At 53.0% G+C, this 20,653-nt stretch carries 21 protein-coding genes; 6 read left to right on the top strand and 15 right to left on the bottom strand.

Features of this window, described 5'->3' with window-relative positions:
- Positions 1-29: 29 nt before the first annotated feature.
- On the bottom strand, positions 30-1,103 hold the full coding sequence (locus F7231_RS21515) for a TerC/Alx family metal homeostasis membrane protein (protein ID WP_085412763.1): 1,074 nt from the start codon (positions 1,101-1,103) through the stop codon (positions 30-32).
- 144 nt (positions 1,104-1,247) lie between these two features.
- Between F7231_RS21515 and F7231_RS21510 the strand changes: the two genes are divergently transcribed.
- Entirely contained in the window at positions 1,248-1,988 is a 741-nt protein-coding gene (locus F7231_RS21510; protein ID WP_085415131.1) for a glycosyltransferase family 2 protein, read from the top strand.
- 9 nt (positions 1,989-1,997) lie between these two features.
- Here F7231_RS21510 and F7231_RS21505 read toward each other — a convergent pair whose 3' ends face one another.
- The 4 genes from F7231_RS21505 to F7231_RS21490 form a co-directional block, all read right to left on the bottom strand.
- Positions 1,998-2,675 carry an alpha/beta hydrolase gene (locus tag F7231_RS21505; RefSeq protein WP_085412764.1) on the bottom strand — a complete coding sequence of 226 codons (678 nt, stop codon included), beginning with the start codon at positions 2,673-2,675 and terminating at the stop codon, positions 1,998-2,000.
- A 96-nt stretch (positions 2,676-2,771) separates the two neighbouring features.
- Positions 2,772-3,194: a hypothetical protein gene (locus tag F7231_RS21500; RefSeq protein ID WP_085412765.1), complete on the bottom strand. Its 423-nt coding sequence runs from the start codon at positions 3,192-3,194 to the stop codon at positions 2,772-2,774.
- Between the two features lie 80 nt (positions 3,195-3,274).
- Positions 3,275-3,853, bottom strand: a complete 579-nt coding sequence (locus tag F7231_RS21495; RefSeq protein ID WP_166693522.1) for a Crp/Fnr family transcriptional regulator — start codon at positions 3,851-3,853, stop codon at positions 3,275-3,277.
- Between the two features lie 39 nt (positions 3,854-3,892).
- On the bottom strand, positions 3,893-5,083 hold the full coding sequence (locus F7231_RS21490; protein ID WP_166693475.1) for a type III polyketide synthase: 1,191 nt from the start codon (positions 5,081-5,083) through the stop codon (positions 3,893-3,895).
- A 131-nt stretch (positions 5,084-5,214) separates the two neighbouring features.
- Between F7231_RS21490 and F7231_RS21485 the strand changes: the two genes are divergently transcribed.
- Together F7231_RS21485 and F7231_RS21480 are read left to right on the top strand one after the other, a co-directional pair.
- Positions 5,215-6,090 carry a UbiA family prenyltransferase gene (locus tag F7231_RS21485; protein ID WP_166693474.1) on the top strand — a complete coding sequence of 292 codons (876 nt, stop codon included), beginning with the start codon at positions 5,215-5,217 and terminating at the stop codon, positions 6,088-6,090.
- Between the two features lie 110 nt (positions 6,091-6,200).
- Complete coding sequence (locus tag F7231_RS21480; protein ID WP_085412769.1) at positions 6,201-7,349, top strand: PepSY-like domain-containing protein; 1,149 nt, start codon at positions 6,201-6,203, stop codon at positions 7,347-7,349.
- A 17-nt stretch (positions 7,350-7,366) separates the two neighbouring features.
- Here the strand turns inward: F7231_RS21480 and F7231_RS21475 are convergent, their stop codons facing one another.
- The 3 genes from F7231_RS21475 to F7231_RS21465 all read right to left on the bottom strand — a co-directional run bounded on the left by F7231_RS21475 (position 7,367) and on the right by F7231_RS21465 (position 9,989).
- Positions 7,367-8,347, bottom strand: coding sequence for a heme-dependent oxidative N-demethylase family protein (locus F7231_RS21475; protein WP_229370194.1), 981 nt, complete (start codon positions 8,345-8,347; stop codon positions 7,367-7,369).
- Positions 8,334-8,717: a nuclear transport factor 2 family protein gene (locus F7231_RS21470; RefSeq protein WP_166693473.1), complete on the bottom strand. Its 384-nt coding sequence runs from the start codon at positions 8,715-8,717 to the stop codon at positions 8,334-8,336. Before F7231_RS21470 ends, F7231_RS21475 begins: the two co-directional genes overlap by 14 nt.
- 132 nt (positions 8,718-8,849) lie before the next feature.
- Entirely contained in the window at positions 8,850-9,989 is a 1,140-nt protein-coding gene (locus tag F7231_RS21465) for an acetamidase/formamidase family protein (RefSeq protein ID WP_166693472.1), read from the bottom strand.
- A gap of 167 nt (positions 9,990-10,156) precedes the next feature.
- Here F7231_RS21465 and F7231_RS21460 point away from each other — a divergent pair, with 167 nt between their 5' ends.
- Positions 10,157-11,449: an aminotransferase class V-fold PLP-dependent enzyme gene (locus F7231_RS21460; RefSeq protein WP_166693471.1), complete on the top strand. Its 1,293-nt coding sequence runs from the start codon at positions 10,157-10,159 to the stop codon at positions 11,447-11,449.
- A gap of 43 nt (positions 11,450-11,492) precedes the next feature.
- On the opposite strand, the gene F7231_RS21455 is transcribed toward F7231_RS21460, so the two are convergent.
- The 4 genes from F7231_RS21455 to F7231_RS21440 form a co-directional block, all read right to left on the bottom strand.
- Positions 11,493-11,966, bottom strand: coding sequence for a toxin-antitoxin system YwqK family antitoxin (locus F7231_RS21455; protein WP_310589369.1), 474 nt, complete (start codon positions 11,964-11,966; stop codon positions 11,493-11,495).
- A 97-nt stretch (positions 11,967-12,063) separates the two neighbouring features.
- The gene (locus tag F7231_RS21450) at positions 12,064-13,548 is read right to left on the bottom strand and encodes a multicopper oxidase family protein (protein WP_166693469.1); all 1,485 of its coding nucleotides are present in this window, start codon (positions 13,546-13,548) and stop codon (positions 12,064-12,066) included.
- Positions 13,549-13,760: 212 nt separating this feature from the next.
- On the bottom strand, positions 13,761-14,165 hold the full coding sequence (locus tag F7231_RS21445) for a MaoC family dehydratase (RefSeq protein WP_166693468.1): 405 nt from the start codon (positions 14,163-14,165) through the stop codon (positions 13,761-13,763).
- Between the two features lie 20 nt (positions 14,166-14,185).
- A complete protein-coding gene (locus F7231_RS21440; protein ID WP_166693467.1) occupies positions 14,186-14,929 on the bottom strand; it encodes a lysophospholipid acyltransferase family protein in 744 nt (247 codons plus the stop codon).
- Between the two features lie 150 nt (positions 14,930-15,079).
- On the opposite strand from F7231_RS21440, the gene F7231_RS21435 reads away from it, so the two are divergent.
- Positions 15,080-16,045: an acyl-ACP desaturase gene (locus F7231_RS21435; RefSeq protein ID WP_229364866.1), complete on the top strand. Its 966-nt coding sequence runs from the start codon at positions 15,080-15,082 to the stop codon at positions 16,043-16,045.
- Positions 16,046-16,118: 73 nt separating this feature from the next.
- On the opposite strand, the gene F7231_RS21430 is transcribed toward F7231_RS21435, so the two are convergent.
- Positions 16,119-16,961, bottom strand: coding sequence for an SDR family NAD(P)-dependent oxidoreductase (locus F7231_RS21430; protein ID WP_166693466.1), 843 nt, complete (start codon positions 16,959-16,961; stop codon positions 16,119-16,121).
- Positions 16,962-17,056: 95 nt separating this feature from the next.
- The gene (locus F7231_RS21425; RefSeq protein WP_085412777.1) at positions 17,057-18,637 is read right to left on the bottom strand and encodes a putative maltokinase; all 1,581 of its coding nucleotides are present in this window, start codon (positions 18,635-18,637) and stop codon (positions 17,057-17,059) included.
- A 100-nt stretch (positions 18,638-18,737) separates the two neighbouring features.
- On the opposite strand from F7231_RS21425, the gene moaA reads away from it, so the two are divergent.
- The gene (gene moaA / locus F7231_RS21420) at positions 18,738-19,718 is read left to right on the top strand and encodes a GTP 3',8-cyclase MoaA (protein WP_166693465.1); all 981 of its coding nucleotides are present in this window, start codon (positions 18,738-18,740) and stop codon (positions 19,716-19,718) included.
- Positions 19,719-19,802: 84 nt separating this feature from the next.
- Here the strand turns inward: moaA and F7231_RS21415 are convergent, their stop codons facing one another.
- Entirely contained in the window at positions 19,803-20,642 is an 840-nt protein-coding gene (locus tag F7231_RS21415; protein ID WP_085412779.1) for an alpha/beta fold hydrolase, read from the bottom strand.
- Positions 20,643-20,653 lie beyond the last annotated feature (11 nt).

Here is a 20,653-nt window from a genome sequence, read left to right as displayed (position 1 = left end):
TGTACGATCCGCCGCTTCGGTTCCTATTTCTACGCGTCAACTTCCTTCTTCTCGGGAATCAGGTAGGACGCCAGAATGCTGGTTGCCAGAATCCCGATAATGACGTAGAGTGAATAAGCGGGTTTGAAACCGATGTGTTCGAGTTGCGGCTCCAGCAGCATTTTCAGGCCGATGAACGTGAGCAGAACGGCCAAACCTGTTTTCAGGAAACGGAACTGGTTCATGATGCTCGACAGGAAGAAGAACATCGACCGCAGGCCCATGATGGCGAATACGTTTGAGAAGAAGACGATATACGGATCTTTCGTGATCGAGAAAATAGCCGGGATCGAGTCGACTGCAAACACCAGATCGGTAAAGGCCACGACGATTACGACGATGAACAAAGGCGTGACAAACAGCTTCTTGTCTGTTTTGCGCCGAATGAAGAAGTTGTCGGTCACATTCCGTTTGTAGACGTTCATGTATTTCGAGACGAACTTCACCACGGGGTGATTCTTGGTGTCGATCTTTTCGTCTTCATCACCCTGAAAGAACAGGCTAACGCCCGTGTAGACCAGAAAGGCACCGAACACGTACATGATCCAGTCGAAGCGCTCCAGCAGGGCTGCACCCAGAAAGATGAAACCGAATCGCAGGACGATGGCGCCCAGAATACCCCAGACCAGAATTTTCTTGTAATACCGCTCCCGGACGCCGAATGAGCTAAAAATCAGAATGAAAACGAAGATATTATCAGCCGATAATGAATACTCAACCAGGTAGCCCGTAATGTATTCGAGCGACATATTCTTCTGGAAAATAACCAGGTTGTTGGCAAACGAACCGCCCGTTAGTTGTACGTGATCGGCGTACCGGTCGCGCACTTCCTGTAGCTTGGCCATGTCGTAAATACCGTGAACCAGGTAACCGAAGTTGCGCAGGAAGAAATAGAAACCGATGGATAGGGCAACCCAGATGGCGCTCCAACTAGCGGCTTCTTTGAAGCCAACGACATGGCTTTGCCGGGCTTTTTTAGACGAAAAGACGCCCAGATCGAGCGACATGACAAAGAGAACAAAGACGGCAAAGCCGACAAAAAATAAGGTTTCGCTGGAGAACATAAGCAATGGATAACTGCTGAAATAACGCGCCTTAGCGGGAAAAGTTGACGCTTACCCACAAAACAGGCCGCAATATCACACCTGGCGCGTTAACCGATGGCACGAAATTCGCAGTTGCCACTTCACTTACGTAATTTTGTCTCCATGTATAATGGTAAAAAAGTAGTGGTGGTGATGCCCGCCTACCGCGCCGCCCTAACCCTTGAACGTACCTACCGCGAAATTCCCTTCGATCTGGTCGACGATGTTATTCTGGTTGATGACCATAGCCCTGACAACACTGTTGAGGTAGCGAAAGCGCTTGGCATCCGTCACGTTATCCGCCACGACGTGAATAAGGGTTACGGGGGTAATCAGAAAACCTGCTACAGCAAAGCCCTTGATATCGGCGGCGACATTGTGATCATGCTGCACCCCGATTACCAGTATACCCCGTTGCTGCTTACGGCCATGATCTCGATCATCGGCAATGGGCTTTACCCGGTTGTGTTCGCTTCCCGGATTCTGGGCAAAGGGGCGCTGAAAGGTGGCATGCCTATGTATAAGTACGTAGCTAACCGGTTTCTGACCCTGACGCAAAATATCCTGATGAACCAGAAACTGTCGGAGTACCACACGGGCTACCGGGCTTTTTCGGGCGAGGTACTGCGGGCGCTTGACTTCACGTATAACGACGACGATTTCATTTTCGATAACGAGATGATCGCGCAGATTTTTTATAAGGGCTTCGATATTGCCGAAGTGACTTGTCCCACCAAATACTTCGAAGAAGCCTCATCGATCAACTTCAAACGCAGTTCTATTTATGGCCTTGGCGTTCTGAAAGTATCGCTCCTCTACCGCCTCACCCGCTGGGGCCTCATCGACTGGAAAGTGCTGAAATAAGCAAACGCATCAGCCAGTAGGCGACGTACCCAGAAACGCGTTGATGGCTTCGGCAACGGCGGGTGTGTTGGTAACGTGTATCTTGTGGTTGCCAGGTACGTTAATAAACGGCTCGTCGGGTGGAGCAATCACGGGGTCGCGGCGGTCGTGAAGGCGCAGGTCAGGTAGGCGGGTTAGGGGAGGCGCATCCGAGAAAATTAGCTCATACTGCCAGATCATATACGCCGGGTTCATGCGCTGTACACGGTCTAGCGCCGCCTGAATACGAACGCGGGATTCCCGAAACGGATACAACCGTTTGGCCAAGCCAATGCAAAACGGATGCTGCACGATACCGCTGTTCACGATTTTTCGAATCAAATCCACCCGCCGTAGCGGTGATTTTATCTTACGCGGGTTGGTCCAGGAACTTAGCTGAATCACGGTGGCTCCGGTCAACTCTTTCACGTGCGCCGCCACCCAGCCACCCATCGAATGCCCGATAAGTACATCGCTGGCGGTGATGCGGTAAGCTTGTGCAACGCGTTCGGCCACGGTTCGGGCCGTTACAGGCTGGGTGGTATCCCAGGCGTTAAAGTCAGCCTCCAGGTCAATGCAACGCACAACTGTTGGTGGTAATGACGGTAGCAACGCATCAAACGAAGCCGGAATGTCGAGGTTGCCGTGAATGAGAATCAACCGGTTCATAGGCAAAGGGCAGGGTATGTCAAGGCTGGTAACGTACCCGAATGTAGTGTAGGTACGTCCTGCCCACAAACACGCACCAGGCCTGTGGCGTGATTGTCAGTAGCCGTTGATATCCTGCATTCGTTTCCAGAGCCTGAGTTTTTCCGGGTTGACCTTGACGGGCCCTTTCTTAAGTGTATCAGTCTGATCATTATAAGGTAACCGCCAGCGGGGGTGAATGGTGTAGTCGCTCCATCGCCAGAATTTCAACACATTGATAGGCGATGTACGATACAATGGACTATCGTCTTCGTAACCTGGTTCTTGAGAATTTACCTGGTAGGATGCGTAAACGTCTTCGTATCGCTGTCCGAAAAATTGGTCTTCATACGTCCACCTTCCCTGTTTGGTAACGTAATCAAACTCATTGCCGAACAAGAGTATGATGTTGCCAACTGGGTACGCGTTAGTAATAAGAGCGATCCAGGAAAAGAGCCGAAGCCAACGTTTGATCGTTTGTTTACGGAGGTATTGTTGCATGGCTTTGTTGACTTTTGAACGCAACAAAGCAAGCTACCCGTACCCTTCTTTCACTTGACATCTATCAAGAACGTACCCGGCTATTTTCGTTTACGGAGTCGGCTGACGGTTTCGGGGGTAACGCCAATGTAGGAGGCTATCTGCTTTAAAGAGGCCTGTTTGAAGATGGCTGGGTACGTTGCCAATAGCAGATCATAGCGCTCGGCGGCGGTGTTCATCCGTAACTGAAACAGGCGTTCTTCACTAAGTGCGTAGTATTTTTCAATGAGCTGCCGCCCCACGGAATTGAATGACGGGTGTTTCTGATACAAGTGCTGAAGCTGGCTGTATGTGATACTGACCAGGGTACAATCGGTCAGTGTCTGAATGTATTCGTAGCTGGGTTTTTGCTCGATGAAACTGCGCACCGAAATAATGAAATCGTGTTGCCCCATGAACCAGGCGGTAGCTTCCCGGCCGTCTTTATAGTAAAAAGCACGCGCAGCACCGGCCGCTATAAACCAAACGTGCTGGCAAATATGGCCTGCCTCGAGTAGTATCGTTCCTTTAGGAATAGACTGCACTGTAGTAGCCTGTTCGATATCGGCTAAAACGAGGTCTGGCAACGGCTCCAAGACCGATACGAAGCTAAGCAGTAGTTCTTTAGGTGAAACGGCCATGCTTGTTTGAGTCAACTTCTGGTAGGAGCAAAGATGTACCTACACCGTGACCAGGTCGGCAGCGTTTGTTACTGTTGCTTCCGAAACCGGCGTATAGTTCGCTTCCAGAATCATGGATTCGAGCGTAAGGCCGGGACCGAAAGCGCAACTCAGAATATTGAAGGCACCGTCGCTGTTTTTGTCGGGGTCGGTGGCCGCGTTTTCCAGGTCGTTCCAGATCGCTTTCAACACAAATAGTACCGTCGCCGACGACATATTGCCGAACTCGCGCAGCACCTGGTAGGCGTAGCGGTTGTCTGTCTGGTCGAGGCCCAGTTGCCCTTCAATCACTTCCAGAATACGTCGGCCGCCGGGGTGCAGGGCATACGTACCTATGTCGCCAATGGTGAGGCCACTGCGTTCGAGCAAGCGCGATAGCATTTGCCCAATACCCTGCTGAATAAACGTGGGGACTTCTGATGTCAGCGTCATTTCGAAGCCGAAATCGGTTACGTGCCAGGCCATTGCGTCTTTGCCGGCGGGCAGCAGGTCACAGTAAAACGACCGGAGCCGCAGCGACCGATCGACCCGCGCCTGACCTTCTACGAGTACCGCCGCTGCCCCGTCGGAAAAGAGTGCGTTGGAGAGGAGGTTGTCGAGGTCGTCTTTCTTTTGAAAATGCAACGTACACAGTTCAACGCAAACCACCAGCACCACGGCGTCGGGCGTAGAGCGTACAATGGCGTCGGCGGCTTTCAATCCGTTGAAGGCACCGTAGCAGCCCATGAAGTTGATGGCCATGCGTTGCGTGGTACCGGGCAGGCCCATCGCTTCGATGATCTCTATATCGGGGCCGGGCGCGTACAGGCCTGTGCAACTCACGGTCACTACGTGCGTAATGCGTTGTTTGTCAAAGCCGGGGTAACTGGCCAGGCAGTCATCGATGGCCTTGAGCGCCAGCGGAACGGCCTCCTGGCGATATCGTACCATACGCTGCCCCACCGTTGGAAATGGTTCAAGACCTTCGGTGTTAGGGTAGAACGTATATTCACCCCGCGAACGGCTGTAATCAGGTAACACCGAATGCCGCTGATCGATGCGGGTATGCCGGTACAGGGCCGTAAGCCGACGTTGATCGCGTTCGTCCATGCCCAGGGCTTCGGCCATAAAGCGGGCGATCTGTGCCTGTGGAATGGCGTTGGCTGGTACGGCAGTGCCGAGCGACGTAATAAAACTGGCAGGTACGTTCATTAGGAATGTTGTTGTGCGGTATGACGGGTTATTTGCCAATATACGTGCTTTGTCACCAACACGATGTTATACAGATAACCACGCCGTTACCATAAGGTTGTTTACCCATTCACAATTATGACTTCACAAGTATGACTCCACGCGCTATTTGGCTGCATCTGCGGATGCCTTTCTCTATTTACCTGCTCCCCGTATGCCTATTTGCTATGACTCTCCCGCCGGGAATCAACAACTGGGGGCGGGCCGTGTGGGTGCTGCTCATCATTCATGTGCTGGTGTATCCGGCCGCCAACACCTTCAACAGTTATTACGACAAAGACGAAGGCAGTGTAAACGGCCTGGAGAGCCCGCCCCCCGTCGACAGAACGCTCTTTTGGGTATCTATGGGCCTCGAAGCGCTGTCGCTACTGGCGGCGGTATTCATCAATACCCAATTTGTGGTGTTCATTCTGGTGTATGGCGCGTTCATGAAATGCTACAGTCACACGGGAATACGAATCAAAAAACGGCCGATTGCCAGCTGGCTGTTGATCAGCACGTTTCAGGGCGGATTCGTTTTCCTGATGACCTATATGATCATGCACGATGTAAGCTTCTGGGAGTTATTTGTGATGTCGAAGTCCATTGGTTTGTGGCTGGGTACATTGATTTCGGCGCTGAATATTCTGGCCCTGTATCCGGTTACGCAGGTGTATCAGCATGCCGAAGATGCCAGCCGGGGCGACCTCACCATCAGCCGGTTGATGGGCGTTCGGGGTACATTCATCAACGCCTGGCTATGTCTGTTGGCGTCGGGTATCTGTTTTCTTCTCTTCTACGAAGGCACCTGGCCGTTTTTACTTATGGTCGCCCTGCTCATTCCGGGTGTCGTGTATCTAGCCGTGCTTACCTATAAGGTGTGGCAGAATCCCCGCGCCGCCGATTACCGCGCCGCCATGTGGATGACCCGCCTGACCGGCTGGGGTATGAATATTTTCTTCCTGATCATGCTTGCCTATAGGGGATGAATGGTCGATGAGTACTACTTAATGGCGATATAGTGATAAATATAGATGCGTCTCTATATTTGTTAGCCTAACAAGCTCATAACCAACAACGTCTACACGCTCCGTATGCCATGAAAAAGATCCTACTCTATACAACTCTGCTGGCTTTATTGTGGCTTGACGCCTGCCGTCAGCAGGAGGTACAGCCTACCACGACGACCGACTTTGCCAACGTACCTGCGGCGGTGGTACAGGCAGTAAAAAGCGCCTATCCGACAGCCACGAACCTGAGTTTTTCGGAGATCGACAAGGGCAGCGTTTGGGAGTCTGACTTCACAGTGCAGGCTGTGGCGCATCAGGCTACCGTCAACGCGAAAGGCGCTATTCTGGAAGCATATGCACTGGGTAAAGGCGACGGTAGCACAGGCACGCAGGCGGTAACGCTTCCAGCCGCCGCAAAAGTATACATCGAAAAGACGTACCCAGCCTACAAGATGACGGGCGTGGGCGAGGGGCAGTACAACAACCAGAAAGCCTACAAGGTGGCACTGCGCAACGAAACAGAAGAAGTAACGCTGATCTTCGATGCCAGTGGGGCACTGATACTTGAGTTCAAGGCGACCATCAAACCAGTTACCGAGGCTCCCAAAACGTTTCCGATCCTGAAAGCTGAGGACCTTCCCGGCGCTGCGAGCCAGTACCTGAAAGACAACAGCCTGACCTTTGCCAAAGGAGTAGCTACTGTCGATAAAGACGGTAAGAAAACGTACCTGGTGGTGGCTACCAAAGGGACCACCGTGTATGAACTGGTATTCGACAACGACGGCAAACTAACCAAATCAAGCGCGTCGATACCGCCAGTTACGCCAACTGAACTGAAGTCGATCGCTGACCTACCAGCCGCCGCCATTGCTTTCCTGACGGGTTACACCTTCGAGAAGGGCTCTGTTGCTACGAAAGAGGGCCGGAAAGTGTACTATGTGGTGGTTATGAAAGACGGCAAACGGTACGAGATTACCTTCGACGCCGACGGTAAAGTGCTGGCGAACCAGTATACGCCCCGGGCGGTAGAAAAAGCGATCAATGCGGCCGCTGAGCTACCTGCTCCCATAACCGAATACCTGAATAAAACATACCCCGGCTGGCAGTTTATGAAAGGCGTATCGGTACTAACTGACACAAAACCAACGAGCTATACGGTTGTGGTGAAGGTTGGCGAAACGCTTTACTACCTGTTGTTCAATGGCGAAGGCAAATTCGAATCGGTGAAGAAAGGGTAAACTCGTTTTTGATTACCTCATGGCGTGGTACTGGTTGATTGCCGGGTCAGGTACGTTAACAGGGCGGGCATAAACGGGGTCATACCTTTATAGTCGAGCATGGCGGGCGGGGTGGTGCTAAGTACCTGCGCCAGTTGGCGGGCTGCCTCGTTTCTGGCTGCAATCTCGCTGGCCAGCCGATTCTGATACGTATGAATTCCGAACAGGATTGCCCCCGACCGGGGAAGGCGCGTCAGGGTTTGCCGCTCGATACGGATAAAGAGCTGTTCGCCAATGATGTCGGGCGTGAGGTCCGGTAAACGGCTGGTTAGTTGTTGGTCGAGTGCGGCCGTGTGTCGGCTCGACAGGTCAAGCTGATCGGTTACTTTCAGGCTCCAGTTTGCGCGCCAAACCGGTCGGCCAACTGGCAGTCGTTCCATGAGCGTCTGTGCGGCCCGCATCATCGGTTCAACAATTGGAACGATGGGCGCGTGTATTTGCCAGAAGGGAAGCCTCACCTTCTCGTTGAGGCACCAGCCGTTGGCAAAACACAGTTGACCACCCACCAGCGTCGCCTCCGGGCCTGCCAGCAGCACCAGATCTTCCTGCGCCTGTTGCCCAACCCAGTTGAGCGGGTCGGTGGGTAACGTACCTAACTCGCCAAAGATAAAGGCCGTTTCTTCTCTGAATAGCCGGTTTTGCCAGTGCCAGTGGTCGCGTTCCCGGCGAAGTGTAAACTGCTCGGGGTAAAATCGGGCCAGGTTCTGAAGTACCAGGTCAAGTACCTCCCATTGGGCTATTTCGTAGCCCGGCAGCATCGTATAGTAGTAGTCTGGTAACTCGGTCAATAGCCGCTTTTTGAGCGCAGTCTCGGCTTGATAATGGCTGTCTACCTCGATCAGCTGGTCGCTCCCGGTCAGGGGCGCCGTGCCCATTTTATCGTTGAATCGCTGGCCGAACGGAAAATAGGGGAGCATGGCTACAAACTGACAGGGGGCGTTGCTTTTAGAAAAGGCCATTACTATTGGCTGATTCGCCAGCGATAACCTGTAGTACGTCCCAGTGCTCAACGATCTTTCCGTCTTTATCAAATCTGAAAATGTCGATTCCTGCATAGTCCGAATCACCCGGCCATTGCTGAAAACAATGAAGCATAACCAGGTCGCCTTCGGCTAGTACACGCTTGATTGTGACACGCTTACCCGGATACTCCACCGCCATGCGCTCGAAATAAGCAATGAAGCCCTCCTTCCCATCGGCAACGTGCGGGTTATGCTGAATATAGGTGTCGCCTACATACCGGGCAATGGCTTCGGCAGGTCGACATTCATTGAACATCAGTTCGTAGAAGGCAACGGCGGTCTGTTTGTTCTGTTCGGTCTGGCTCATGCCGGATGGGCGTATTCCGTCCTTTTATCGAATTGGTAGACCGGTGAAAGGATGGAGTACGTGTCTGATTGATACCTTTTTGCTGGCTAAAAACAGTCGACAATGTGTCAACGCCGGTGAAGCGGGGAGCACCTACCAATAGCCAAATTTCTTTTTGGGAAAGATAGCCTTTGGAATCATAGCGTGTACGCCCAACACCTGATCGACTACCTGGCTGATTTCGAGGTCAACGCCGGTGCTGGCAATGGAGAGGGCCTGATTGAAGGTGAAGCCCAACTCCGTCTGGATAAATTGAACGGCTTCGGCGAGGGCCTGCTTCATGGCTTTGTCCAGGTCCTTATCTAGCCCCACAGCAATGAAGTGCGTAGGCGTTTCGGCACGGGGCATTTTCAGTCCGCTGTTTTTGTGCACGATAAACTGCGCCGTCAGGTTCACGGCTGTTTCAATGGCCACCCCACTCACTTCGCCGTTGCCCTGGGCGGCATGCCCATCGCCCGTCGTGAATAGCCCACCCGGCACCGATACCGGCAGGTGAAGCGTCGAATGTTTAGTCAGGTGCTTGATGTCGAGATTCCCTCCGAAAAAAGCGGGTGGAATAGAGCTGACCCGCCCGGTTTCGGGTGGAGGCGACAAGGCCATAACCCCCATAAATGGCTTTAGCGGTATCTCAACGCCGTCGATGAACGTACCTGTGCGGCGTTTGGCATCGTAGCGATACACAAACGTTTCTCGCTGTTTCACCAAATCAGGAATGCCGCCCCCGCCCGGCCACACGCTGTTGACGCCAAAGTCGGCGGGGAGGGTGAGGTCGAGAATACGGATTTCGATGTGGTCGCCGGGCTGGGCATTTTCGATGTAAATCGGTCCGGTCAGCATGTGCCCCCGGATACCAGATGGTTCGGGTTTCACCTGTTTCATAATCGCGATCACCTCCTTTGCATGATCATCGATGGTCAGGTTATTGGTCTTGTAAAACGCTTCCGGATCGGTGCGGCTCACTCCCGACGGGTTCACGGTCTGAATTTCCACGATGTCGCCATCTTTGATGCGGCTAACGGGCGGCACATCGGCCCCAAAGTAGCCCCAGACCATGTTTTCGGGTAATGACCGCACTACACTAGTTGGCTTGAGTCGGGCTGGCTCTGCCAAGTCTATGGTCGTTGCAGCCTGTGCCGTTTCGGTAGAAAATGCCTGGAGAATGGTAGGGAGCGTTAGCGCCGCTGCCCCCCGCTGAGCAGATTGCCGAAAAAAGCGCCGTCGTGATGTACTCATATGGTTTGGGGTTTGTCGGTTGATGATAGTGATTGCTGTACGGTCGTAGTATCTATGATTCGTGAAAATTAGGCTAAATAGCCAAATAAAATGCTTGTTTAGAGCTGTGACCACCCAATTTAGTTTTGTTATTTTACGAAGGGCTTCTTCAAACGATACGACTTGCCATGACTTCACGCCGTCAGTTTATTCGTCAATCGGCCGCCGCCGCTACGGGTGCTATCACACTGCCCCCCTTTTTGCCCGATGTAGCTGGCCAATCGCTGCCCGATGCCGCGTTGAAATCACCGCTGGAATGGGCGCAGGATGAAGATTTCTGGGCGCGTATCAAGTCGGAGTATACTGTGTCGCCCAACATACTCAATCTGAATAATGGAGGCGTTTGCCCGCAACCTAAAGTGGTGCAGGACGCCCATATCCGGTTCTACCAATACAGCAACGAAGCGCCCTCCTATTACATGTGGCGTATTCTGGATCAGGGCCGCGAAGCCCTGCGCGACAAACTGGCCGAACTGGCGGGTTGCTCGTCGGAAGAGGTCGCCATTAACCGAAACGCTACCGAGGGCTTGAATACGGTCATTTTTGGTCTGAATCTGAAGGCGGGAGATGAGGTGGTACTGACCAAACAGGATTACCCGAATATGCTCAACGCCTGGAAACAGCGCGAAAAGCGCGACGGGATCAAGCTGGTATTTCTGAACCTGGAATTGCCCAGCGAAAACGAAGCGGCGCTGGTCAACCAGTACGTCAGCGCGTTTACGTCGAAAACAAAAGTGGTGCACATCACGCACATGATCAACTGGATAGGGCAGGTGATGCCCGTGCGGAAAATTGCCGATGAAGCGCACAAACGTGGTATCGAGGTCATTGCCGACGGCGCTCACTCGTTTGCCCTGTTCGATTTTAAAATTCCTGATCTGGGCTGCGATTATTATGCGACCAGTCTGCACAAATGGCTGGGTGCGCCGTTCGGTAGCGGCATGCTGTATGTGAAGCAGAATAAGATCAAAAACGTGTGGGCGTTGCTGTCGAACAACGAACCCGATGGCCCTGATATTCGGAAGTTCGAGAGTTTGGGTACCCGGTCGTTTGCCTCAGAAATGGCCATTGGCACTGCCGTCGATTTTCATAATGGCATCGGTTCTGCCCGCAAATTTGCCCGGGCGCACTACCTGAAAAATTACTGGATGGAGCGCGTGCGCGACGTACCCGGCGTGAAAATCCATACGTCGCTCAAGCCGGAGTGGGCAGGGGCCGTGGGGCTGGTGTCTATCGATGGGATGAAAGCCACCGAAGTCGATAGTCAGCTAATGGGCAAATACAAGATTCACGCCGTAGGTATCGACTGGGAGAATATCCACGGTGTCCGAATTACACCGCACGTCTATCATTCGCCCAGAGACCTCGACCGGCTGGTTACCGCTATCACGGCGATTGCCGGTAAATCGCGCAAGAACTGAGGTAAGTACGCGCTGTGTTGCTTCGCGCTGAGGCCAAAACGTATTACAAATGACTGACGGGCATGCAGCTCTCGACGGAGACGATGCCGTAGGTACGTCCGTTTCTGACCGTGTAGTTGGAAACGAGTTGCCCGGTTTCGTTCCAGGCTCGCTGAAGCCCTTCTTTTTCGCCGTTCTGGTACGTGCTCTCTTCCCGTTTCCGGCCCGAGGGAAAGTACACGAGCTGACTGCCGTGGTACTGGTCGTCGTTGAATCGAAATACGTAACGGAGCTTGCCGTTGGGCCACCACTGCCTGAAAGTGCCTTCTTTTTTGCCCTCGATAAATAGCCGCTCCAGCAGTCTTTCGCCGGTAGCATACCAGCCTATCGCCAGTCCGTTTTCGTAGCCGTCTATGATTGGTAGCTTATAGACTATACGGTCGTTAGTTTCTTTTTCAACCATGTAACCCGAAAACGGCTGGCCGTTGTAGCGCCAGCCATCGTCCGTTTTCCGAAGTAGGGTATCGGTATTAGTCACCGTAAGGTTGGGTAGCTGCCTGTCTGATCGTGGCGTTGAACAGGCCCAGGCGGCCAATAGAATGGTGCTAAGAGCAAGCTGCCTCAGAACGTGCATGTTACTGCGTCACCAGAAACTGGCCCATCATGCCGCCATCTTCATGGTTCGAAAAATGGCAGTGATACATGAACGCATTGGTATTGCTGGCGAAGTCGTCGTACTTGGCAATAACCGATACACTCTCGCCAACGGGAACGTACACGGTGTCTTTCCAGCCTGATTCGTAAGGAGCAACTGTGCCTGAACTGCGCGAAATGATTTTGAACTGGATGTCGTGAATGTGAAATGAGTGGCCAAAGATGTTGTTGTTCACAATCGTCCACTTCTCAACGGCGTTCAGCTTCACGGTCTGGTTAATCTTCGTTTCGCCGTAGATATTGTTATCGAACGAAAACGCCGTTGCCCCCTGACCACCGGTGATGGTGATCGTGCGGCTATTGGTTACGTCGGCGTTGGTCCAGTAGGTGTTGGTGGTTAATTTGGTGGGTAGCGCTGTGATGCCGGTTGCCGAGGCCGCTTTCACGTTGATATGCAGCACCGAAAAGTCTTTGTTGTTTAGCAGGCTGCCAAAAGGCCCGCCCGTATTGGGTTCGCCGCCGGGGAAACCGAATGCCTGTCCGGCGTTGTAGGCTTTCAGGTCCAGACTCGAACCTACGGCGTCGCTACCCAGGTTGACCAGAATTTCAACCCGTTCGCCAACCATCATCTTCACCCGCGTTACCGGCACGGGAGCATCCAGCAGACCGCCATCGTTGGTAATGACGTAGAATATGCGGTTGTCACTGAAGCCTAGGTTATAGCCGCGCTCAATTTCGGCGTTCAGAATACGCAGGCGAACAAACTGCTTTGGCAGGCTCACCTGTGCGTTTGGCGTGCCGTTGGTAAGCTGGTAATCACCATAGGCCCGATCTGACAGATCAAATCCGTTGGCGGCATTGTAGCTGCGGCTCGTCAGAATCAGCGGAATGTCATCCTCGCCATAGGTACGTGGTAAGGCCAGTGCCGACTCGATTGGGTCTTTGATGATGATCAGGCCACCCGCGCCATAGGTCAGCTGCTCTTTGGTTTTTTCGTGGAGGTGAGGGTGATACCAGTACGTACCGGCGTTATTCTTCACCTCGAACGAGGGCGTCCAGGTGGTGCCGGCGGCTATCAGCTGATGGGGGCCACCATCCATGATAGCAGGAATATGAAACCCATGCCAGTGCGTGGTAGTGGCCTCTGACAGGTTGTTGGTCACGTTGAGTTTCACCAAGTCACCCTTGTTCATCAACAGCGTTGGCCCCCAGAACGACGCGCCATTGTAGCCGTAGGTATTCGTCACCGCGCCCGTCCGCAACTGCTTTGTCGACTTTGCCAGCGTCAGGTTAAAGGTGGTGCCCGTCACGAGAGGAGGAATCCACAAATCACTGTAGGCGCTGGTGCCGGTAGTGGTCGTTGTGGATGTTGTGCCGGTTGGGGCCACCAGCGTATCGCTCGATTTGCTGCAACTGATGATAAGCGCAAAAGCGATAAACAAAGCCAGAATGCTTGTATTGGTCATGGTGGTGGATAGAAACGGGTGGTAATTGGATCGTGTGTTTGGATAGGTAGCGGAAAGCTTACTGGGTTAGACGACACACACGGGTATGTTCCTACGGGCTAAGTTTAAAATTGATTACTTAGCATAAACTTTTATTTATCAGTTAATTGTAACAAAAATGGCTACGGGGTATCCCGTAGCCATGCTGATGTATTCTTTGTTAGGTACCTGATTTACCCGATTTTTTCTTTGTGCAGCAAGGTGGCCACACCGCGTGTTGTTACCTTCTTCGTCTGTGTATCCCGGATTTCGCCCAGAATCTGAGCGGTGTGTTTCGCGGGATCAATCGACTGAACGGTGAAGGTTACGTCGTAGTCGGTATCCACAAACATGGGACGCAAAAACTCCAGCGTCTGACCCAGGTAAACAGAGCCAGGCCCGGGAAATTCGGTGCCCAGTACTTTAGTGAAAATGCAGGCACCCAGCATACCGTGGATAATAGGACGCTTGAAGGGTGTCTGGGCGGCAAAGTCGGCGTCGAGATGAAGTGGGTTATTGTCGCCGGTGACGCGGGCAAAGTCAATTACGTCTTCCTGCGCAAAACGGAATGCGTGGTGGTGAGTGTCGTTGGGTTGCATGGAGCCGGATTGTTGAAAGGTTAGATAGCGGGCATAGGTACGTGGGTCAAAATGGCCTCCTGCGTTTGGCGGGCCACCTGTTCGCCATTCATACCGGCGGGTTCAATGGGGGGGAGCACCGTCCAGGTCATGGGGCTATTGGGGCGTAACGGAAAAAGACCTTCCGGGTTGAAATGGCCGGTTCCGGTAATGGCAATAGGCACGATGAGCGCGTTAGGGCATTTACGAAGCAGGATGGCCAGGCCACCACCGGCAAAGGGTTTGGGGTTTCCGTCGCGGCTGCGGGTACCTTCGGGGAAGATAACTACTGAGCAGGCACCTTCCTTAAGGCGTTGCCCGAGCCGGCCCAGTTCACTCATTGCCTGCCTCGGGTCTTTACGATCAACCAGGGCTGCTCCACTTTTTCGCAGGTTGTACGATACACTGGGCGTACCTGTACTCAACTCGATTTTTGACACAAATACCGGGTTGTAACGCTTTAGATACCAGGCAATTGGCGAAATGTCAAACATGCTTTGGTGGTTTGCCACAAAAATGATTGGCCGGTCGGTAGGTGGGGTATAATCGAACCGGAATTTGTGGGTTGATCCCGTCAGAATCCAGCCCTCCATGATACATCGGTTAAGCCAGTCGGCAACGGGTTTTTGGGCGGCACGGCCGCCAATCCAGAACGCCAGCACCTGTGCTACGTGGAAGAGCAGCAGGATCAAAGAAAAATAAGTGAGATAAACCGCACTAAGCAGGTATTCAGTAGCCCGTTTCAAACGTTGATACTAATAATAACTTGTCTATACTGCACCAAAATTAAGTAATAAGCCCGTTCTTGCTTCTTTTTTTAGCAACACTGCTTAATTGAGTACAGCTAGATCCTGTAAAAAAATAGGCTACTAATTACCGTAACGCGATACCAACCAATGAATTCCCGCATCGAAGTCATGCAGTTTATCGGAACCAAGATCGACACGATCATGACCGATTACCTGAAGCCAATTGACACCAATTGGCAGCCTACCGATTTTCTGCCCGACTCTACCAAGCCGACGTTTCTTGAAGAGGTACGCGACCTGCGTGAACAGGCGGCAGCCCTTCCCTACGATTATCTGGCCGTGTTGATCGGCGATACCATTACGGAAGAAGCATTGCCGACCTACGAAGCCTGGTTGATGGACGTGGACGGGATCGATCAGACTGATCAGAAAGGATGGTCGCGTTGGGTACGTGCCTGGACAGCTGAAGAAAACCGCCACGGTGATCTGCTGAACAAGTTTTTGTACCTCTCGGGCCGGGTAGATATGCGCGCCATGGAAACGTCGACGCAATACCTGATTGCCGATGGCTTTGATATTCAAACGGGCCGCGATCCATACCGGAACTTCGTGTATACCTCGTTTCAGGAACTAGCGACCAATATTTCGCACCGCCGTACGGCTACGCTGGCCAAACAGTCGGGTAATAACCTGCTGTCGCAGATTTGTGGTGTTATTGCTGCCGATGAAATGCGCCACGCCAAAGCGTATAAGTCATTTGTGCAGGAGATCATGGAGCTTGACCCCAATGGCATGATGCTGGCGTTCGAGGACATGATGCGCAAGAAGATTGTGATGCCAGCCCACTTCCTGCGCGAAACAGGTATGAAACTAGGCGACACGTACAGCCACTTCTCTGATGCAGCCCAACGCCTGGGTGTGTATACGGTGCAGGATTACATCGCCATTATGCAGTCGTTGTTGAAAGACTGGAAAATAGACGCTGTAACTGGTTTGAACGACGAAGCCCAAAAAGCCCGTGACTATGTGATGGCTTTACCGGCACGCCTGGCCCGCGTGGCCGAGCGCACCAAGACTCCTGAACTCGCCTACGAGTTTAGCTGGATAGCTTAACTGGTTTGATGTTTGTCGTTTGAGGTTTGATGTTGCGCTGCCAGCCCCCATACGGTGAGTTGACAGCGCAACATCAAACTACTTTTGTATCAAACGCCTTGTGAATACGGGCGCGGAGCATAGCGACGTACCTGGTGGGAAATAGGCGCGTGACCCATTCGATTTGCCGGGCATCGTTGCCGATCAGTATTCGTGCTTTTTGACGAGATACCCCGTCGAGAATAACGCGGGCCGCTTCCTGCGGCGTGGTCTTGGCCGCTTTCGCAAAACTAGCGGTGCTTTGCTTCTGCATTTCGTCGGTTACAAACCCGCCCTTCCCCCTGCGTGCCGCTGCCGCAATATTGGTGCTGATTCCCCCCGGATGTACGCAGGAAACCCGCACGTCAGTAGCCATCAATTCCATTCTGAGTACATCAGAAAAGCCCCGTACACCAAACTTCGCTGTGCAGTAAGCTGACTGGTTTTCGACGCCCGCCAGCCCGAACACGCTGCTCAGGTTCACGATATGCCCCCTGTTGTGGGTGAGCATAAACGGCAGAAACGCTTTTGTCATCCGGATTACACCCCACAGATTGATTGTCAGCAGCCACTCGAAATCGTCAAGATGGGTTTCGATGAATGGGCCACTCCCTAGTGCTACACCCGCGTTGTTGATGAGTATGAGCCGCTTGGTTGGATCGAGCGAGGGAATCAGGTCGGTGGCAAATTGCAGGATAGCGTCCGCATCTGATACATCGAGGCGGTAGGTACGCAGCGAGCCTCCGGCTAATTGGTTGGTGTCGGCGAGCGTGGCCTCATTCACATCCGTGGCAATTACCAGGGCACCCTGTTGGGCCGCTTGCCGGGCCAGTTCGCGCCCAATACCCGACCCCGCGCCGGTGATCAGGATAGTCGTGTTGTCGAAAGATAGTTTCATGTGTGAAGGCTTAAGCGGTCCGCCGCTACAGTCTCAAGTTGTGGCGCTGCTACCTTACACAACGTCGTGGAGCAGCGCCACAACTTGAAACTAGATTACACTAAATGCAACGGGGCCGAGGCCATTTGGCGATGTGTGCCGCCAGGTTGGAGTTTTTCGATCTCGCGAATGACGTCGACGATGCCTTTTAAGGGAATCTTTACCCAGGTGGGACGATAGCTGATTTCATAACCCAGTTCATACACTGCTTTTTCGAGCAGGTAGATCAGCAACAGGTAGTTGATTTCGCCGTTGTCGTAGAACATTGGGTGGGGCGACCCGAACGTACCCAGATATGCATCCAGGTACGTATCGCGAATCAGCTTGTACCAGCGATCTGACACAACTTGCAGTTTGTCGGGGTCGATACCTTCCGTTTCAGAGGCATTGAACAGCTTGGCCGACACCGCATAATGGTATGATCGGATCATACCCGCCACATCTTTCAGGGGCGAATGCTTAATTTTGCGCTCGGCAATGGTGCTTTCGGGTTCGCCTTCGAAGTCGATGATGACGTAATCGTGCTGCGTAGCCAGAACTTGCCCAAGGTGATAATCGCCGTGGATACGCGTGCGGCATGAACCCAACTCGCGCGTTTTGAAATCAGCCACAAAATCATCGATCATTTCTTTGGCTTCCATAAATACCCACGCCAACCGCTGAGCCTGCTCGTCGAGCCGACCGTAGTTATTGACCAGCAAATCGTAGCGCCGTTCGAGCAGATCCGTGAATCGACCAGCCAGGAAAGTGCGGTACTCATCGGTAAATGGCTCGGATTGAAACGCCGGATCGTCGGTTTTGCTGTACAGGGCCAGGTGCATTTCGGCGGTTCGTTGTCCAAGCAACGCTACTTTTTCAAACACATCTTCCTTCACCATAAACACCCGGTTGGGTACCGCATACAGGAAATCGTTGAGGTAATCGCCGGTCATGGCCCAACTGTCTTTATCGTTGGCGACCATGCGCTGCATCATGCCCAGCGTTACGTCCTGTTCTCCCGGTTGATGCCAGGTAAAGCTGCCAGCGTAGGCTGGAATCGCCTCGAACCCACCCGTTTCGGTCAGAAATGCCACCATCTCTACTTCCGGATTGGTTTGTCCGAATAGTTTCCGGTACAGCTTCATGAAGTACATTTCGTTGAATACCAGCGCCGAATTGCTGGAATCGACAGGTAGTACACGCGATGTTACCGTATCGCTGGCAATGAGCCCTTTCCCCTTCTGGAATGTAATGGCTCCTTCGACCTGATTAGCCAACAGGTGCTTGAACAGTGTATTCCGAAACCCTTCGTCGTAGATTGCGTCGATAAGCCAGCCTGAGTCTGTGCCAAATGTAGCTTCCGTCAACATGCCTTTCTCAGGTACGTCGTTCAATTGAGTCTGACTGGTTACGAAGGCCAGGGGCAGCAGGTAGCGCTCTGGCTCGCCGTCGAGGTAGCTAACAACAACAATGAGCAGGTAATAAGGGCCAGTTAGTGAGTGTACTGTATCAATTTGAAAGCCAGCCTGTTGTCTTGCCTTTCCGGCGAACCACCGGCAGGTGTTCAGGTAACTGGGTAAGACGTTTTCGGCAATGGCTTGCCAGGCGGTGTGGTCGATGGCGAAACTTGTCCAGGGGGTCTGCATTCGTTGAGGCATGTCGTTCTGTAGGGTCTGTTGGCTCGATAAGTCTAAAGTTAGTGGCAAAAACGAATCAACCCACGGCCGGGCTCGTTATCACTGTGTATCTTGCTAGACTATGCTGTTCGATAATCACAATCGCCCTATAACGTACCTGCGGCTGGCCGTTACTGATCGGTGCAACCTTCGGTGTTTTTACTGCATGCCCGAAAGTGGCATTAAATACCTGCCGAAGCATCAGTTACTGACCTATGAAGAAATGGAACGGGTGGTGGCCGTACTGGCCCGAATGGGCGTGTCGAAGCTCCGGCTAACGGGTGGTGAACCATTCGTGCGGGCCGGACTGATGCCGTTTATGGAGCGGCTTTCCGAGATTCCCGGTCTGTCAGAACTGCACATGACTACCAACGGTGTACTCACGGCACCGCACGTAGCTGAGATGGCACGCCTCGGGGTGAAATCAGTTAACCTTAGCCTGGATAGTCTGGACCGTGCCCGCTTTCACCAGATCACGCGCCGCGACGAGCTGCCTGCCGTGCTTGGTACGTTGGATGAATTGCTGGCCCATAACATTCGCGTAAAAATCAATGCTGTGGTCATGGACGGGCAGAACATCGAAGACCTGTACCCACTGGCCGAACTGGCACGTACCCAGCCAATCGACGTGCGGTTTATCGAAGAAATGCCCTTTAATGGCGAAGGCAATCACTACCCGGTTCTGACCTGGACGCACCAGCGGATTTTGCAGGAACTGCGTTCGTTTTACCCAACGCTTGAGCAACGCCCCGCTGCCCCGCATGCCACCGCGGCTACCTGGCAGGTACCAGGCTATGTGGGCACGCTGGGTATTATTGCTGCCTATACCCGCACATTCTGCGGAAGCTGCAACAGAATCAGAATGACGGCGCAGGGAATGCTGAAAACCTGTCTTTACGACGATGGTGTGCTGGATATCCGCGCCCTGATGCGCGGTGGTGCGACTGACACCGACCTGATGGCTGCTTTCCTGAAAGCGTTTGCGCATCGCCCTCTCAACGGCTTCGAAGCTGAAAAACTTCGCCAACCTGTCACCGAATCGATGTCTACGATCGGAGGGTAAGGTAGTAAAGAAAAACGTGTGGCTCTGCTGGTGAATGATCTGGTGCACTAGCAGAGCCACACGTTTTTCTTTACTACCTTACTCCTAATTTTTTACGCCCTTGACCATCCGTTCGGCAACGACCTTATAGTGGTCGGCGGGGGCGGCTGGGGTATCAACAACCTGGACGTTGCCAGGAAGCCCCCCTTCGATAAGCGCATCTAGTTGGGGCAAAAAGGCACTACCCTCCCAGCGGAATAGCGTAGCGGGTACAGTTAGTCGTTGTAAGGTATCGGCACGCTCATGATCAAAAGCCGCCTGATAGCCCTGCGCGTAGCCCAAACCGGCATTCAGAAATTCCAGTGCGGTTTGCTGTGCCTGTTCGGGGGTTGGTGGCGGGCCAATCTGGTGCGCTTCGTCTGCCATAAACCAGGGAAAATACTGCATAAAGCCGTTGGCCATTTTCCAGGCTGCCGCCAGATGGCTACCATCAGGGCGCGGCGCTAAGTCGGGGAAAGCATTGGTCAAGATAGCGTGCCGTTCGGCTTCGCTGGCCTGAAATGCATTGTCGAGGAGCACCGTAGTCACTTTGTCGGGATAAGCATTGGCGTAGGCAATCGCTAGTTGAGCGCCGGTGCCGATACCATAAATAAGCACCTGTCGCAAGCCCATCTCCCGGAAAAAGGCCCGAAAGTGAGGGACGTATGCCTGTAGTGAGCCTGGTGGATTAGGCAACGGATCAGTACCGCCGTAGCCAGGCATATCGGGCGCAATGATGCGCATTTTGGGTCTTAGACTACCTAGCTCCGCAAAAAGAGTGGTAAACATTGTTGAGCTACGAGGCGCCGTATGAAGGAGAATAATGGCAGTTTCGGCCGAACTGTCGCCTTGTTGGTGGTAATGCCAGTAACGATTGTCAACGGCAAGCAGATGGCGCGTGGGCATGGGTATTAAAT

It is taken from the genome of Fibrivirga algicola (assembly GCF_011742925.1).
Classification (GTDB): Bacteria; Bacteroidota; Bacteroidia; order Cytophagales; family Spirosomataceae; genus Fibrella; species Fibrella algicola.
The sequence above is the reverse complement of the archived record's forward strand: the minus strand, read 5'-3'. Positions and strand labels throughout refer to the sequence as shown.

Excerpts from the sequence above, each read along its gene's own strand:
- F7231_RS21445 (WP_166693468.1), bottom strand. The coding sequence starts at position 14,165 with ATGCAACCCAACGACACTCACCACCACGCATTCCGTTTTGCGCAGGAA.
- F7231_RS21430 (WP_166693466.1), bottom strand. The coding sequence starts at position 16,961 with ATGAAACTATCTTTCGACAACACGACTATCCTGATCACCGGCGCGGGG.
- F7231_RS21435 (WP_229364866.1), top strand. The coding sequence starts at position 15,080 with ATGAATTCCCGCATCGAAGTCATGCAGTTTATCGGAACCAAGATCGAC.
- F7231_RS21480 (WP_085412769.1), top strand. The coding sequence starts at position 6,201 with ATGAAAAAGATCCTACTCTATACAACTCTGCTGGCTTTATTGTGGCTT.
- F7231_RS21515 (WP_085412763.1), bottom strand. The coding sequence starts at position 1,103 with ATGTTCTCCAGCGAAACCTTATTTTTTGTCGGCTTTGCCGTCTTTGTT.
- F7231_RS21470 (WP_166693473.1), bottom strand. The coding sequence starts at position 8,717 with ATGAGCCAGACCGAACAGAACAAACAGACCGCCGTTGCCTTCTACGAA.
- F7231_RS21460 (WP_166693471.1), top strand. The coding sequence starts at position 10,157 with ATGACTTCACGCCGTCAGTTTATTCGTCAATCGGCCGCCGCCGCTACG.
- F7231_RS21490 (WP_166693475.1), bottom strand. The coding sequence starts at position 5,083 with ATGAACGTACCTGCCAGTTTTATTACGTCGCTCGGCACTGCCGTACCA.
- F7231_RS21450 (WP_166693469.1), bottom strand. The coding sequence starts at position 13,548 with ATGACCAATACAAGCATTCTGGCTTTGTTTATCGCTTTTGCGCTTATC.
- F7231_RS21485 (WP_166693474.1), top strand. The coding sequence starts at position 5,215 with ATGACTCCACGCGCTATTTGGCTGCATCTGCGGATGCCTTTCTCTATT.
- F7231_RS21425 (WP_085412777.1), bottom strand. The coding sequence starts at position 18,637 with ATGCCTCAACGAATGCAGACCCCCTGGACAAGTTTCGCCATCGACCAC.
- F7231_RS21475 (WP_229370194.1), bottom strand. The coding sequence starts at position 8,347 with ATGGCCTTTTCTAAAAGCAACGCCCCCTGTCAGTTTGTAGCCATGCTC.
- F7231_RS21465 (WP_166693472.1), bottom strand. The coding sequence starts at position 9,989 with ATGAGTACATCACGACGGCGCTTTTTTCGGCAATCTGCTCAGCGGGGG.
- F7231_RS21510 (WP_085415131.1), top strand. The coding sequence starts at position 1,248 with ATGTATAATGGTAAAAAAGTAGTGGTGGTGATGCCCGCCTACCGCGCC.
- moaA (WP_166693465.1), top strand. The coding sequence starts at position 18,738 with ATGCTGTTCGATAATCACAATCGCCCTATAACGTACCTGCGGCTGGCC.
- F7231_RS21415 (WP_085412779.1), bottom strand. The coding sequence starts at position 20,642 with ATGCCCACGCGCCATCTGCTTGCCGTTGACAATCGTTACTGGCATTAC.
- F7231_RS21495 (WP_166693522.1), bottom strand. The coding sequence starts at position 3,853 with ATGGCCGTTTCACCTAAAGAACTACTGCTTAGCTTCGTATCGGTCTTG.
- F7231_RS21505 (WP_085412764.1), bottom strand. The coding sequence starts at position 2,675 with ATGAACCGGTTGATTCTCATTCACGGCAACCTCGACATTCCGGCTTCG.
- F7231_RS21500 (WP_085412765.1), bottom strand. The coding sequence starts at position 3,194 with ATGCAACAATACCTCCGTAAACAAACGATCAAACGTTGGCTTCGGCTC.